This window comes from Citrobacter sp. U14242 (assembly GCF_046555775.1).
Classification (GTDB): domain Bacteria; phylum Pseudomonadota; class Gammaproteobacteria; order Enterobacterales; family Enterobacteriaceae; genus Citrobacter.
In genome coordinates, this window is sequence record NZ_JBKGLW010000013.1 from 128,260 (window position 1) to 143,629 (window position 15,370).

At 52.7% G+C, this 15,370-nt stretch carries 10 protein-coding genes; 4 read left to right on the plus strand and 6 right to left on the minus strand.

Going from position 1 to position 15,370, the window contains the following annotated elements; genetic code table 11:
- The first annotated feature begins 50 nt into the window (after nucleotides 1-50).
- Both ACLJXE_RS20525 and pepE read left to right on the plus strand, forming a co-directional pair.
- Nucleotides 51-878, plus strand: a complete 828-nt coding sequence (locus tag ACLJXE_RS20525; RefSeq protein ID WP_410751865.1) for a hypothetical protein — start codon at nucleotides 51-53, stop codon at nucleotides 876-878.
- A gap of 311 nt (nucleotides 879-1,189) precedes the next feature.
- Complete coding sequence (gene pepE / locus ACLJXE_RS20530; protein WP_410751874.1) at nucleotides 1,190-1,879, plus strand: dipeptidase PepE; 690 nt, start codon at nucleotides 1,190-1,192, stop codon at nucleotides 1,877-1,879.
- A 52-nt stretch (nucleotides 1,880-1,931) separates the two neighbouring features.
- On the opposite strand, the gene ACLJXE_RS20535 is transcribed toward pepE, so the two are convergent.
- Nucleotides 1,932-3,563: a Na/Pi cotransporter family protein gene (locus ACLJXE_RS20535; RefSeq protein WP_410751866.1), complete on the minus strand. Its 1,632-nt coding sequence runs from the start codon at nucleotides 3,561-3,563 to the stop codon at nucleotides 1,932-1,934.
- A gap of 112 nt (nucleotides 3,564-3,675) precedes the next feature.
- The gene (gene metH, locus ACLJXE_RS20540; protein WP_410751867.1) at nucleotides 3,676-7,359 is read right to left on the minus strand and encodes a methionine synthase; all 3,684 of its coding nucleotides are present in this window, start codon (nucleotides 7,357-7,359) and stop codon (nucleotides 3,676-3,678) included.
- Nucleotides 7,360-7,554: 195 nt separating this feature from the next.
- Here metH and iclR point away from each other — a divergent pair, with 195 nt between their 5' ends.
- Complete coding sequence (iclR, locus tag ACLJXE_RS20545) at nucleotides 7,555-8,379, plus strand: glyoxylate bypass operon transcriptional repressor IclR (protein WP_137381219.1); 825 nt, start codon at nucleotides 7,555-7,557, stop codon at nucleotides 8,377-8,379.
- A 47-nt stretch (nucleotides 8,380-8,426) separates the two neighbouring features.
- Here iclR and aceK read toward each other — a convergent pair whose 3' ends face one another.
- The 4 genes from aceK to metA all read right to left on the minus strand — a co-directional run bounded on the left by aceK (nucleotide 8,427) and on the right by metA (nucleotide 14,389).
- On the minus strand, nucleotides 8,427-10,151 hold the full coding sequence (aceK, locus tag ACLJXE_RS20550; protein WP_286627849.1) for a bifunctional isocitrate dehydrogenase kinase/phosphatase: 1,725 nt from the start codon (nucleotides 10,149-10,151) through the stop codon (nucleotides 8,427-8,429).
- Nucleotides 10,152-10,253: 102 nt separating this feature from the next.
- Entirely contained in the window at nucleotides 10,254-11,558 is a 1,305-nt protein-coding gene (gene aceA, locus ACLJXE_RS20555; RefSeq protein ID WP_003826506.1) for an isocitrate lyase, read from the minus strand.
- A 31-nt stretch (nucleotides 11,559-11,589) separates the two neighbouring features.
- Nucleotides 11,590-13,191 (minus strand): malate synthase A, encoded by a 1,602-nt coding sequence (gene aceB, locus ACLJXE_RS20560; protein WP_410751868.1) that lies wholly within the window; start codon nucleotides 13,189-13,191, stop codon nucleotides 11,590-11,592.
- A 268-nt stretch (nucleotides 13,192-13,459) separates the two neighbouring features.
- Nucleotides 13,460-14,389: a homoserine O-succinyltransferase MetA gene (gene metA, locus ACLJXE_RS20565; RefSeq protein ID WP_271441888.1), complete on the minus strand. Its 930-nt coding sequence runs from the start codon at nucleotides 14,387-14,389 to the stop codon at nucleotides 13,460-13,462.
- A 157-nt stretch (nucleotides 14,390-14,546) separates the two neighbouring features.
- Here metA and ACLJXE_RS20570 point away from each other — a divergent pair, with 157 nt between their 5' ends.
- Nucleotides 14,547-14,984: an acetyltransferase gene (locus ACLJXE_RS20570; protein ID WP_410751869.1), complete on the plus strand. Its 438-nt coding sequence runs from the start codon at nucleotides 14,547-14,549 to the stop codon at nucleotides 14,982-14,984.
- Nucleotides 14,985-15,370: the final 386 nt, after the last annotated feature.

Below are 15,370 nucleotides of genomic sequence, written 5' to 3' on the forward strand. Positions count from 1 at the left end.
TAATTATGTAAATAATTTTATCAAACAACTTGAAAGTATAGGGATAGAGTATGAGTGACTCCCCGTCAGTTATCTTTACAGCATATGCAACGGGAATATTAGCACTAATTGGATTATGCCAAATTTTCATCCTAATAAGTCAACGAACTCAGCTCAGGCTTGATTGGGCAGAAACTTATAGAAAACGATGGGGGGAAATAAGAATTGATTGGAGTAAAGTTATTTATTTCGGCCATTCTTCTGGTGACTATTATCAGATTGCCACAGCAGAGGTCATTTCTGAAATAGATAGGATGAAAACCGAGAGAAAAAACACAACCCGAGAAATTTGGGCTTTAGAACCCACGATACGTGTTTTTACTGAATTAAATGATATTTGTTTACGAATTATGCAAGGGCATCTTCGAATTGGTGATACGTATCCGATCCTAGGCACTGAATTTCTTAGACAAAGTGCTGCTATGAGAAGTTTACTAGATTATGAATATTCATCACGTCAAGGCAATTGGGGTGATAAAGAACATGTGGATGTGCAACGTTCTATTCGCACTTGGCTTGTTTGCCATGATGGAATTAGACGAAGATGTCTGATATTAATTGATATGTTATGGGCTGAGGCAGTAAGACTCGAAGATCTCCCGCCTAACGATATTAGAAGTGCAGCGAATGCTAAAATACATACAGGAAAAGAGAGAAAAAAAAGGCTTAAGGATGAAGTGATTCGATTGAATGGATATTTCTCCATAATCAGAGCATTATCATTATCTTATTTCTTACAATATTCTGAGTATAGGATTAATAAGTTCTCAAGAGGTATTGATGCCGTCCGACTTAAAGAGCTAGATGACAAGTGGCTCAAACGTTACTTAGAAGAATGATATCATTAATAGGCGGAAAACCACCAATAAGAAACGTATCTAATGCGTTTCTTATTGGCTACTTGCACTATCATATTTTATAAAAAATCCATTCAAAAATTATCTTAGTAACGTCTGTTTTTGGCACAAAGCTGCCCCCTCTCCACCGTTACCGTTTCTCGTATCAATCGCAGCATCCTGAAAAATCACGCATTACTGCGAGGCGCTTTCCAGAACTCCACTTCCAACATCGTGAGCCATATCAGTGAGGTGTTAGACTGATAGTGGTAGCATTACTGTGGTTTGTAATTTACTGATTATCTGGAGAAATGATGGAACTGCTTTTATTGAGTAACTCGACGCTGCCGGGCAAAGGCTGGATGGAACACGCGCTGCCGCTGATTGCTGAGCAACTGAATGGTCGCCGCACGGCGGTGTTTATTCCGTTTGCAGGCGTCACGCAAACCTGGGATGAGTACACGGCGAAAACGGCTGCCATCTTTGCGCCAATGGGCGTCAACGTTACAGGTATTCATACTGTTGCCGATCCGATTGCTGCGATTGAAAACGCAGAGCTGGTGATTGTCGGTGGGGGGAACACCTTCCAGTTACTGAAAGAGAGCCGCGAGCGCGGGTTGCTGGCCCCGATCGTGGATGTCGTCAAACGCGGTGCGCTGTACATTGGCTGGAGTGCTGGTTCCAACCTCGCCTGCCAGACTATCCGCACCACTAACGACATGCCGATTGTCGATCCAAAAGGCTTTGATGCCCTGGGTCTGTTCCCACTGCAGATTAACCCGCACTTCACCAACGCGCTGCCGGAAGGCCACAAAGGCGAAACACGTGAACAGCGTATTCGCGAGCTACTGGTTGTCGCGCCGGAGCTGACGGTGATTGGCCTGCCGGAAGGGAACTGGATCAAGGTAAGCAACGATCAGGCCGTTCTTGGTGGCCCGAACACCACATACATCTTTAAAGCAGGTGAAGAGGCGGTTGCCGTTGAAGCAGGTCACTGCTTCTAAGTGGCATTCTGTACAGTGCCCGATGAGCTATGCCATCAGGCACTGTATCTAATTAGTAATCATCCCGCTCATCGTCTTCATCCGGTTGTTCCAGCACGCTGTAGGCCACGGAACAAAACAGCGAGTTCAGACGCTGCATGTCGCCCAGTAGCGCGAGGTGCAGGGAGCTGGTCTCAATGCTCTGCACGTTCTGCTGATGCAGACGGTCAACGTGCGCATGCGAATAACGACGGTTCAGAATGCGAAAACGGTGCTTGCTACGACGCAGACGACGGGCGCTGGTCACGTCGCCGGAGAAGAACACCGACATCGCCAGCTGCAGATTGCTGAGCAGCAGATCGTAGAGCGCATCCAGTTCTTTTAACCCTTCGACAGAAAATGCCCGACGCGCAGCCAGTGACTTATCCGCAATCTCGCTACCCATACGTTCGACAATATCAGAAGCCTGCTCGAGGTTGAGCGACATCTCGATAATCTCCGCCCAGCGGCGCGACTCCTCTTCCGCCAGCTCGTCTTTTGGCATGCGTGCCAGGTAGAGCTTGATGGCCGTATACAATACGTTGATGTCATCGGCCATCCTGCGCAGTTCTTTCTCTTCGCGCGGTTCACCGTGCATCACCTTCTTCAGCCCTTCCATCATCTGTTCCATGGCGTCGCCAATACGCAGGGCTTCACGGGCGGCATTCGCCAGCGCCAGCGTTGGTGTATCGAGTGCGCTGACGTCCAGATGCCTGGGCTTCAGATGTGCGTCCAGTTCCGGCTCATCGCGGATGATGCGTTTACAAAAACGCGCCATTGGCTCGGCGAACGGCACCATCGCCACGCAGCGCACCAGGTTGTAGAACACGTGGAAGTAGATAACCAACTCAGATTTCGGCAGCGGCAGTTCATCCATCAGATTAGCCAGCGGATGCACGAACGGCAGAATGATCAGGCTGCCCACCAGCTTAAACAGCAGACTGCCGAGCGCCACACGGCGGGCGGCGGCGTTAGCGGCGCTGTTGTTGATCATCGCCAGCAGGCCGGAACCGAGGTTGGCGCCAATCACCAGACACAGCGCCACCGGGAACGAGATAATGCCCGCAGCGGTCAAGGTGGCCGTCAGCAAGACCGCCGCCAGGCTGGAGTAGCTGATAATCGCGAACATTGCGCCAATCAGCGCATCAAGCATGATATCGCCGGTAAGCGAGGCGAAAATAACCTGTACACCGTTAGCCTGGGTAATCGGCGTTACCGCCTGTACGATCAGCTCCAGCGCCAGCAAAATCAACCCCAGCCCAATACCGACCCGGCCCAGCTGTCCGGCACGAGACTGCTTGCGCCCAAGAAAGAAAATGACGCCGATAAAAATCAGCAAGGGCGACAGCCAGGAGAGATCGAAGGTCAGAATACGCGCCATCAGCGCGGTCCCCACGTCAGCGCCGAGAACAATCACCAGTGCAGGGGTAAGTGCTACCAGATCCTGCGCGACAAACGAGGTGACCAGCATGGTGGTCGCGTTGCTGCTTTGTACCAGAGCAGTTACGCCGATACCGGCACAGAAGGCGAGTGGTTTCTTTTCAACGCTACGGCTGAGCACGGTACGTAAGCGGGCACCAAAGACGCGCATCACACCGGTACGCACAATATGCGTACCCCAAACCAGCATAGCCACGGCAGAAAGCAGGTGTAACAACGTTAACACGGATTCTCCTTATTATCGTTTTCCCTTCAGTATACGGGTTTAAACGTAATAAAGAGACAGGGCACTCATTGAGTGCCCTGTTTGTTGTAAAGAAAGATGACAGTTTTGTGAATCAGTCGGCGTCGTACCCCAAATTAGGCGCTAACCAGCGTTCAACTTCCGCCACGCTCATCCCTTTACGGAACGCATAGTCTTCAACCTGATCGCGCTGGATTTGCGCCACGGCGTAGTACTTGCTGTCCGGATGACTGAAATACCAGCCAGAGACCGATGCACCTGGCCACATGGCGTAGGACTCGGTCAGCTTCATCCCGGTGTGCGTTTCCACATCCAGCAGTTCCCAGATAGTCGCCTTCTCGGTGTGCTCAGGGCACGCCGGGTAGCCCGGTGCCGGGCGAATCCCCTGGTAATTTTCGCGGATCAGCTCCTCGTTGCTGAGGTTTTCATTCGCCGCATAGCCCCAGTAGACTTTACGCACCCGCTCATGCAGATATTCCGCGAACGCTTCAGCCAGACGGTCGGCTATCGCTTTCACCATGATCTTGTTGTAGTCGTCATGCTGCGCTTCGAAAGCATCCGCCAGCGCGTCTTCTTCCAGACCACCAGTGACGGCGAAGGCACCAATGTAATCCGCTTTGCCGGAAGTTTTCGGTGCCACAAAATCGGACAGGCAGTAGTTAGCAAAACCGACCTTCTCCGTCTGCTGACGCAGATGATGACTCACGTTAAGCACGTGCGTACGTGTTTCATCACGGTAGATCTCGATGTCATCGCCGACACGGTTGGCCGGGAACAGACCCACAACGCCACGCGGGTTCAGCGTCTTCTCAGCACTCAATTTATCCAGCATGTCATTGGCATCTTTGAACAGCCGTTTGGCCTCTTCGCCCACCACTTCATCTTCCAGGATACGTGGATATTTTCCAGCCAGCGACCAGGTCATAAAGAACGGTGTCCAGTCGATGTAATTACGCAGCGTTTCGATACTGGCTTCCACGTCCTGCACGCCCAGACGGTGCGCCACCGGCGGGGTATAGTTTTCCCAGTCAAAGGCCAGATCGTTTTCACGCGCCGCTTCCAGCGTTACCGGTGGGGTGCGCGGTTTTTTACGCGCATGCTGGATACGCACGGTTTCGTACTCTTTACGTGTACGGGCAACGAAGTCGTCACGCTGGGTATCAGACAGTAGCGCGGCGACAACTCCCACGGTGCGCGAGGCATTCTGCACGTAGACCGTCGGACCACTGTAATTTTGCTCGATTTTCACCGCCGTGTGCGCTTTCGAGGTCGTCGCGCCGCCGATCAGCAGCGGAATGGTGAAGCCCTGACGTTCCATCTCTTTCGCCACGTTGACCATTTCGTCCAGTGACGGAGTAATCAGTCCGGAAAGACCAATCAAATCGGCATTCACTTCGCGCGCGGTTCGGAGGATTTTCTCCGCGGGAACCATCACGCCAAGATCGACGATTTCGTAGTTGTTACACTGCAGCACCACGCCAACGATATTTTTGCCAATGTCGTGTACATCGCCTTTCACGGTGGCAATGACCATCTTGCCGTTGCTGGAGCCTTTCTCTTTGCTGGCTTCAATATACGGTTCGAGGTAGGCCACCGCCTGCTTCATCACGCGGGCGGATTTCACCACCTGCGGCAGGAACATTTTGCCTTCACCGAACAGATCGCCGACCACGTTCATGCCGTCCATCAGCGGCCCTTCGATAACTTCGATCGGGCGCGCGGCCTGCTGGCGAGCTTCTTCGGTATCCAGCTCAATAAATTCAGTAATGCCTTTTACCAGCGAGTATTCGAGGCGTTTTTTCACTTCCCAGCTGCGCCATTCCGCCATCTGGGCATTGGCGGTGTCGTCGGTTTTGCTGCCGCGATACTTCTCAGCCAGATCCAGTAAACGCTCGGTGCCATCGTCACGACGGTTGAGGATCACATCTTCAACCGCATCACGCAGTTCGGCAGGCAGGTCGTCGTAAATCGCCAGTTGCCCGGCGTTCACAATCCCCATGTCCATGCCGTTACGGATGGCGTAATAGAGGAACACGGCGTGGATAGCTTCACGCACCGGGTCATTGCCGCGGAACGAGAATGAGACGTTGGAGACGCCACCTGAGATCAGCGCATGCGGCAGCTCGCGTTTGATGTCTTCGCACGCACCGATAAAGTCCTGAGCATAGTTGTTGTGCTCATCAATACCGGTCGCGACGGCAAAGATGTTCGGGTCGAAGATGATGTCTTCCGGCGGGAAACCCACCTCTTCGGTAAGAATTTTGTATGCCCGACGGCAGATCTCGATTTTACGCGCGCGGGTGTCGGCCTGCCCCTGCTCATCAAAAGCCATCACCACCACCGCGGCGCCGTAGCGACGCAGCAGCTTCGCATGATGGATAAAGGTTTCAACCCCCTCTTTCATCGAGATGGAGTTAACGATGCCTTTACCCTGAATGCACTTCAGCCCTTTTTCGATGACTTCCCACTTCGAGGAGTCGATCATAATCGGTACACGGGCGATATCCGGTTCCCCGGCGATCAGGTTGAGAAAACGCACCATCGCCGCTTCGGCGTCAAGCATCCCCTCATCCATGTTGATATCGATAATCTGCGCGCCGCTTTCCACCTGCTGACGGGCAACATCCAGTGCTTCACTGTATTTTTCTTCTTTAATCAGTCGCTTAAATTTGGCAGAACCGGTGACGTTGGTACGTTCACCAACGTTAACGAACAAGCTATCGTCACCGATATTCAACGGTTCCAAACCAGAAAGACGGCAGGCCACCGGGATTTCCGGCAGCTGGCGCGGTGGTAAGCCATCAACCGCGCGACTCATCGCGGCAATATGTTCTGGTGTGGTACCGCAGCACCCCCCCACCACGTTAAGGAAGCCCGCTTCGGCCCATTCACGGATTTGCTTCGCCATGGTGTCCGCGTCGAGATCGTATTCACCGAAGGCGTTTGGCAAACCGGCGTTCGGGTGCGCGGTGACATAGCAGTCGGCAATGCGTGAAAGCTCTTGTACGTACTGGCGCAACTCGTCCGGGCCTAACGCACAGTTGAGACCAAAGGTCAGCGCATCGGCGTGGCGCAGCGAGTTATAAAACGCTTCGGTAGTCTGGCCGGAGAGCGTACGTCCGGAGGCATCGGTGATGGTGCCGGAGATCATAATCGGCAGCTCAACACCCAGTGCTTCAAATTCTGTTTTCACCGCAAAAATCGCCGCCTTGGCGTTGAGGGTATCGAAAACAGTTTCAATCAGGATCAGGTCACTGCCGCCTTCCACCAGCGCTTTGGTGGATTCGCGGTAGGCGGCCACCAGCTGATCAAAGGTAATATTGCGGTAAGCCGGGTCATTTACGTCTGGCGAGATAGATGCCGTGCGGTTGGTTGGGCCAAGCACGCCAGCGACGTAGCGCGGTTTTTCCGGTGTACGGGCCGTCCACTCATCCGCGCAGGCGCGCGCCAGTTTCGCAGCGGCAAAGTTGATTTCCGCCGACAGGGATTCCATCTGGTAATCCGCCATAGCGATGGTCGTCGAGTTGAAGGTATTGGTTTCGATGATATCCGCGCCAGCTTCAAAGTAGGCGTTATGAATCGCGGTGATCACCTCCGGCTTGCTCAGCACCAACAGGTCGTTGTTGCCTTTTAGATCGCATGGCCAGTCGGCAAAGCGTTCGCCGCGGAAATCTTCTTCACTCAGACGGTAACCCTGGATCATGGTGCCCATACCGCCGTCCAATACCAGAATACGTTCTTTTAACTGCTGACGTAATTGTTCAACTTTGCTGCTCACACTCGCTCCCGACAACGCTCAACCAGACCGAAAAAAACTCAACAGGTCATACTGGCACAAACCTGAGAGACGGAAAAGCAAACAACGGGCAACATGAGACATGTTCAGCTTCACTCATCCGATCAGTGCAGGAATTCTTGCATTATAATCGAATAAAACGAAAATGATTTCCACGATACAGAAAAGGAGTCTGCCATGGTTGCCACTGTCCCCGCGAAACGCGGTAGAAAACCCGCTGCCACTACTACGCCTGCAACCGGGCAGGTTCAGTCTTTGACCCGAGGTCTGAAACTACTGGAATGGATCGCGGAATCCAACGGCAGCGTGGCGCTGACCGAGCTGGCGCAACAGGCCGGTTTGCCCAATTCCACCACGCACCGTTTATTGACCACCATGCAGCAGCAGGGTTTTGTCCGCCAGGTGGGTGAATTAGGACACTGGGCCGTCGGCGCACACGCGTTTATTGTTGGCAGCAGCTTTTTGCAAAGCCGCAACCTGCTGGCGATTGTCCACCCGATTCTGCGCAAGCTGATGGAAGACTCTGGTGAGACGGTAAATCTGGCCGTGCTGGATCAGAGCGACCATCAGGCCATTATTATTGATCAGGTTCAGTGTACCCAGCTGATGCGTATGTCCGCGCCCATCGGTGGCAAACTGCCGATGCACGCCTCTGGCGCGGGTAAGGCGTTTTTATCCCAACTGAGCGAAGAACAGGTTACCGGCCTGCTGCACCGAAAAGGATTACACGCCTACACTCACGCCACGCTGGTTTCTCCCGTCCATCTGAAAGAAGATCTCGCGCAAACACGTAAACGTGGCTATTCGTTTGATGATGAAGAACATGCGCTGGGTTTGCGCTGCGTGGCATCGTGCATCTATGACGAGCACCGCGAGCCGTTCGCCGCCATCTCTATCTCAGGGCCAATCTCACGTATTACCGACGACCGCGTTACCGAGTTTGGCGCACTGGCTATCAAAGCAGCAAAAGAGGTGACACTGGCGTACGGCGGGTTTCGTTAAGATGGGGTTGCCGGGTGGCGGCTACGCCTTACCCGGCCTACGGAGAATCATGCAAACCTTACGCTAAACCGTTGCTTTCGCCGATAAGCGTAAACATCCTCCACATGTCCTTCACGGATCCGCGTTTGCAGACCCCGCCAATAGTCGGCGCTAAATAACTCGGCGTGCATTTCTTCAAATAATGGTCCGATACGCGGATCGGCACATAGCCAGTGGCGAAACTCTTCCGGGAAGACATCACCCGGCGACACGCTGTACCACGGCTCTGCGCTCATCTCATCCTCCGGGTAACGCGGTGGTGGGATGTGGCGGAAATTCACTTCCGTCATGTAGCAGATTTCATCGTAATCGTAGAACACCACCCGCCCGTGACGGGTAACGCCAAAGTTCTTAAACAACATATCGCCGGGGAAAATATTGGCCGCCGCCAGTTGGCGAATCGCGTTGCCATACTCTTCAATGGCATCACGCAGTTGCTGGCCTTCGACCTGCTCCAGCCAGATATTCAGCGGCACCATCCGCCGTTCGATATACAGGTGGCGAATCGCAATCTGATCGCCGAGGTCGGTAATTTTTTCCGGTGCTTCCTGTAACAACAGCGCCATCAACGCCGGGTCGATTTGCCGTTTATCCAGCACAAAGTTCTCGAATTCCTGGGTATCCGCCATCCGACCGACGCGATCGTGCTCCTTTACCAGTTGATAGCAGGCCCGAACATGGGCAGCTGACATCTCTTTCTGCGGTGCAAATTTGTCTTTAATGACTTTAAAGACCCGGTCAAACCCCGGCAGTGTAAACACCAGCATCACCATGCCGCGAATGCCCGGCGCTTCAATAAACTGTTCATCGCTCCCGGCAAGATAGAGCAGATATTCACGATAGCTTTCCGTTTTCGCGTGCTTCTGGCAGCCAATCGCCATGTACAGTTCAGCGGTGGTTTTGCCGGGCAGGATCTCACGTAGCCACTCCACCGTTGCTGCGGGCAGTGGCGCATAAACCATAAAATAGGAGCGGGCGAAACCAAACACGATACTGGCTTCTGCCGTCGTGGTCAGGCAGGTATCGATAAACAACTCGCCTTCATCAGTACGGTGTATCGGTAATAGAAAGGGCAACGTCCCCGAAGGTGTAATGAGCTTCCCTACCAGCCAGGCGGCTTTGTTGCGATAAAACAACTCGTTCGCCACCTGCAAATGGCAGCGCAACAACACCTCCCCGCCAAAGGTTTCTGTCAGGTGCCTGATGATGTAGTGGATATCTCGCTGTTTGTTCTGCCACGGCAAACGCAAAGGGAGATCGCTGAGGACACGCGTGAGCAGCCATTCCCAACCAGAATCGGGGAAAAAATCTTTCGCCAACGGGCGTGGGATAGTGCGAAATCGACGTTCCGGCTGAGAGCTGAAAATAAACAACCGCTCAGGAGTCAGCGAGCGGTGGTCAAATAACCGACAATATACGGAGTTAAAAAAACTCTCCGCAATCTCGAAGCGAGGGTAGTCCGGCAATAGCCGGGTATAGTGCTCTTTCACGCGAAGTAAAAAACCCGCGTCGGGACTTTTACCGTTAGTAATACAGCGCAGTTGTTCCACCACCAGACCCACATGATGATCGTAAAGGTGGATACGACTTTTCATCGCCTGTTGAACAGCATGCCAGTCGGCATGTTCAAAACGCTGTTGCGCGCCAGAGGTCACTTCCAGAAATCGACCATACTGCGCGTCAAAGCCTTGCAGGATGGTTTGAGCAATCAGTAATTCCAGGCCACGCGACATCGATTTCTCCCATCCGGCACAACGTCATGCCGGATGGCGCGTTCGCTTATCCGGCCTACATTCTTTTGTAGGCCCGGTAAGCACAGCGCCACCGGGCATTGATCAGAACTGCGATTCTTCGGTAGAGCCCGTTAATGCGGTCACTGAAGAGGCGCCCCCCTGAATGATGGTCGTCACTTTATCGAAGTAGCCCGTCCCCACTTCCTGCTGGTGGGAAACGAAGGTATACCCGTCTTTGGCCGCCGCAAATTCTGGTTGCTGAACTTTCTCAACGTAGTGACGCATGCCTTCACCCTGCGCATAGGAATGTGCGAGGTCGAACATGTTGAACCACATGCTGTGGATGCCCGCCAGGGTAATAAACTGGTATTTATAGCCCATGTCAGACAGCTGCTGCTGGAAGCTGGCGATGGTTTTATCGTCCAGATTTTTCTGCCAGTTAAATGACGGCGAGCAGTTATAGGCCAGCAGTTTACCAGGGTACTTAGCGTGGATCGCATCGGCAAAACGCTTAGCCAGTTCGAGATCCGGCGTGGAAGTTTCACACCATACCAGGTCCGCATACGGCGCATACGCCAGACCACGGCTGATCGCCTGCTCAATACCCGCATGCGTACGGTAGAAGCCTTCACTGGTGCGTTCACCAGTGATGAATTCACTGTCATACGGATCGCAGTCGGAGGTGATCAAATCTGCCGCATCGGCATCGGTACGGGCAATCACCAGTGTCGGTACGCCCATCACGTCAGCCGCCAGGCGAGCGGCTACCAGTTTCTGGATAGCTTCCTGGGTCGGCACCAGCACTTTGCCGCCCATATGGCCGCATTTTTTCACTGATGCGAGCTGATCTTCGAAGTGAACGGCCGCTGCACCGGCCTCAATCATCGACTTCATCAGTTCGAACGCGTTCAGTACGCCACCAAAACCCGCTTCAGCATCGGCCACGATCGGCAGGAAGTAATCCACGTAGCGCGGATCGTTCGGCTCAATGCCGGTTGACCACTGGATCTGATCCGCACGACGGAAAGTGTTGTTGATCCGATCCACCACCGCCGGGACAGAGTTCGCCGGATACAGTGACTGGTCCGGGTACATGCTGGACGCCAGGTTGGCATCCGCCGCGACCTGCCAGCCAGAAAGATAGACCGCCTCAATGCCCGCTTTCGCCTGCTGCAGCGCCTGACCACCGGTCAGCGCGCCGAGGCTGTTGATATACCCTTTCTTCGACTCACCGTGCAGTAAACGCCACATTTTCGCGGCACCCAGTTGCGCCAGCGTGCATTCCGGGTTAACCGAGCCACGTAATTTCACCACTTCCTCCGCGCTATAGGGGCGAGTGATGCCCTCCCAGCGCGGTTGTGTCCATTCTTTCTGTAATTCTTCGATTTGTTGAGTACGGGTTTTCATGTGCAGATGCTCCATATTGTTATGTGGTGAGTTAGGCCAACAGGCGATAGCCCGGTAACGTAAGGAAATCAATTAACTCGTCGGATGTAGTGATTTGCTCCATCAGGCGCGCGGCATCATCAAAACGCCCGCTGCTGTAGCGGTGCTCGCCCAGTTCGTCCTGAATCACCAGCATTTCTTCGGCCAGCATTTGGCGGAACAGCGGTTTGGTGACCGGCTTGCCGTTGCTGAGCGTTTTCTGGTGGTGGATCCACTGCCAGATGGAAGTACGTGAAATTTCAGCCGTTGCTGCATCTTCCATCAGGCCATAAATCGGTACGCAGCCGTTGCCTGAGATCCACGCTTCGATGTACTGCACGGCAACGCGGATATTGGCGCGCATGCCTTCTTCGGTGCGTTCCCCCTCACACGGTGCCAACAGCTGTTCTGCGGTAATCGGGGCATCTTCATTGCGGGTCACGAACAGCTGGTTTTTGTGATCGCCCAGTACCTCATCGAAAATCGCCATCGCGGTATCAGCCAGCCCAGGGTGTGCAACCCAGGTCCCGTCATGACCGTTATTGGCCTCCAGCGATTTATCGGCTTTTACTTTGGCCAGAACCTGGTTGTTACGCTCGGCGTCTTTGCTGGGAATAAACGCGGCCATTCCGCCCATCGCAAAGGCGCCGCGTTTATGGCAGGTTTTAATCAGCAGACGTGAATAGGCGCTGAGGAAAGGCTTATCCATCGTCACCACCTGACGGTCAGGCAAAACACGGTCTGGGTGATTTTTCAGGGTTTTGATATAGCTAAAAATGTAATCCCAGCGACCGCAGTTGAGTCCCACAATATGGTCACGCAGGGCATGCAGGATTTCGTCCATCTGGAAGACGGCCGGCAGCGTTTCAATCAGCAGCGTGGCTTTAATGGTACCGCGCGGCAGGTTACAGCGGTCTTCTGCATAACTGAATACTTCGCTCCACCAGGCCGCTTCTTGCCAGGCCTGTGTTTTTGGCAGATAGAAATAGGGACCACTACCTTTTGCCAGCAACGCTTTGTAGTTGTGGAAGAAATAGAGGGCAAAGTCGAACAAGCTGCCAGGGATCGCTTCTCCACGCCAGGTGACGTGTTTTTCTGGCAGATGCAGGCCGCGTACACGACAAACCAATAACGCTGGATCGGGCTTCAGTTGATAAATCTTGCCAGCTTCGTTGGTGTAGCTGATGGTGCCATTTACCGCATCGCGCAGGTTGATTTGTCCGTCGATCACTTTGCTCCACTCGGGAGCCAGTGAATCCTCAAAGTCAGCCATAAAGACTTTAACGTTGGCGTTCAGCGCGTTGATCACCATCTTGCGCTCAACAGGCCCGGTGATCTCTACACGGCGATCCAGTAAATCATCAGGAATACCGCGAATTTTCCAGTTACCTTCACGAATGGAAGCTGTTTCCGAAATAAAATCAGGCAACTTACCGTCATCAATATCCTGCTGCTGCTGAATTCGTGCGGCGAGAAGTTTATTGCGTTTTGGCGTAAATCGGGTCACCAGCTCGGTCAGGAATTCCACCGCTTCTGCAGTCAGAATCTGCTGTTCCTGCTCGCCATACGGCCTGGTAAAGACCAGTTCATCGGTTGTTGTTGCCTGTTGATTCATTGCATAGTTCCTCGTCATTGATCCAAACACATCCCCAATGCGAACGAAGGATCGTTGTGCGGTTTTCGTTCAGCACAACTAAGACTACCCATTTAAATTTCAAAATCAAAAACAATTTCCATTTTTAATTTAATTATATGTTAACTTATTGATAACAATAAAAATAAAAATTAATTACACCGTGAAGTGCATTTCGGAAATAAAAAAGGCACCCGAAGGTGCCTGATTCAACATGCTGAAACGCTTAAGGATCGTTTACCGCAGAAGATTAATCCAGCGTTGGATTCATGTGACGCAGATCATATGGCGTGATCTGGTAGACGTAATAGTTGAGCCAGTTGGTAAACAGCAAATTGCCATGGCTACGCCAGGTCGCTCGCGGTTTGTTTTGCGGATCATTTTTTGGGAAGTAGTTATACGGTACTTCCGGTGTTAAACCCGCCTCTACATCACGAAAATACTCACTCCCCAATGTGTGGGCATCATATTCCGGATGGCCCGTCACGAATGCAATACGCTTATCTTTGCTGGCAAACAGGTAGGCATCCCCTTCCTCTGTTTCCGCAAAGATCTCAAGATCGGTGTAGTCCCTGATAAGTGCAGCAGGGAAATCGGCATAGCGAGAGTGCGGAGCCAGAAAGGCATCATCAAAACCACGCGTCAACAACGCATGAGGATGCAGAATATGGTGCTCATAAACGCCAGAGAGTTTGTCTGTGCGGGTTTGCTTTGGAATGCCATAAAGAATATTCAGTGCGGCTTGTACCGCCCAACAGACAAATAGCGTCGATGTGACGTGATCTTTGGCCCATTCAAGCACCTGTTTAATCTGCGGCCAGTATGCCACATCGTTAAACTCAACCAGGCCCAGTGGCGCACCGGTCACGATCAATCCGTCAAAGTTCTGATCGCTGATATCCTCGAAATTACAGTAGAAGTTATTCAGATGTTCCGTTGGCGTGTTGCGTGACTCGCGGGCATCAATGCGTAACAGCTGAACATCCACCTGCAGGGGGGAGTTCGACAGTAAACGCAGGAACTGGTTTTCCGTTTCAATCTTCTTTGGCATCAGGTTGAGGATAAGTACCTTCAGTGGACGAATTTCCTGGCCGGAAGCGCGGGATGTCGTCATGACAAAGACGTTTTCCTCACGTAAGAAACTGACGGCGGGTAGCTCGTCCTGCACGCGAATTGGCATAACCTGATAACCTCACTACATACGTTTAAACGTTTAGACATCCAGATAGCTGAAGATACCCAGGAATCATGTGAATGTCGAGCTTGCATGTTCAAGTTGAGAAAGTTTCACGGTTCCTTGCTGTAGAATAGTGCAGTAAATATAAAAGGAGAATGCTATGGCTCTGACCATTCGTCGTTCACGCCGGGATGAAGGTGAGAAGTTAGTTTCCATCTGGTGTCGTTCAGTCGATGCCACGCACCATTTTCTCTCACCTGATTACCGAACTGAGCTGGAAGAGCTGGTACGTTCGTTTTTGCCAGAAGCTCCGCTCTGGGTTGCGGTAACTGAAAAGGATGAGCCAGTCGCATTTATGCTGCTGACCGAACAGCATATAGATGCTCTGTTTGTTGATCCGGATATGCGCGGTAGCGGTGTCGGTAAGCTGCTGATTGAACATGCTTTATCGTTAGCATCGACACTGACGACTGACGTTAACGAACAAAATGATCAAGCGGTGGGGTTTTATAAGAAGATGGGCTTTAACGTGACGGGACGTTCAGAAGTGGACGATCTCGGACAACCGTACCCGTTACTCAACCTCGTGCGCGGGTAGCAGGACAAGCTTTTACTGGCCGGATAAGGCAGCACGCCGCATCCGGCAATGTGCCCAGGCCTGCAAAATACGTTCAGTCCAGCGCACACGCAAAAAAGCCCATCCGTCAGGATGGGCTTCTTCACTTGTTTGATGCCTGGCAGTTTATGGCGGGCGTCCTGCCCGCCACCCTTCGGGCCGTTGCTTCGCAACGTTCAAATCCGCTCCCGGCGGATTTGTCCTACTCCGGAGAGCGTTCACCGACAGACCACAGATAAAACAAAAGGCCCGGTCTTTCGACTGAGCCTTTTGTTTTATTTGATGCCTGGCAGTTCCCTACTCTCGCATGGGGAGACCCCACACTACCATCGGCGCTACGGCGTTTCACTTCTGAGTTCGGCATGGGG

Bases quoted from the DNA above. Each gene is read 5' to 3' on its own strand.
- ACLJXE_RS20525 (WP_410751865.1), top strand. From the start codon at position 51: ATGAGTGACTCCCCGTCAGTTATCTTTACAGCATATGCAACGGGAATA.
- pepE (WP_410751874.1), top strand. From the start codon at position 1,190: ATGGAACTGCTTTTATTGAGTAACTCGACGCTGCCGGGCAAAGGCTGG.
- iclR (WP_137381219.1), top strand. From the start codon at position 7,555: ATGGTTGCCACTGTCCCCGCGAAACGCGGTAGAAAACCCGCTGCCACT.
- aceK (WP_286627849.1), bottom strand. From the start codon at position 10,151: ATGTCGCGTGGCCTGGAATTACTGATTGCTCAAACCATCCTGCAAGGC.
- aceA (WP_003826506.1), bottom strand. From the start codon at position 11,558: ATGAAAACCCGTACTCAACAAATCGAAGAATTACAGAAAGAATGGACA.
- aceB (WP_410751868.1), bottom strand. From the start codon at position 13,191: ATGAATCAACAGGCAACAACAACCGATGAACTGGTCTTTACCAGGCCG.
- metA (WP_271441888.1), bottom strand. From the start codon at position 14,389: ATGCCAATTCGCGTGCAGGACGAGCTACCCGCCGTCAGTTTCTTACGT.
- ACLJXE_RS20570 (WP_410751869.1), top strand. From the start codon at position 14,547: ATGGCTCTGACCATTCGTCGTTCACGCCGGGATGAAGGTGAGAAGTTA.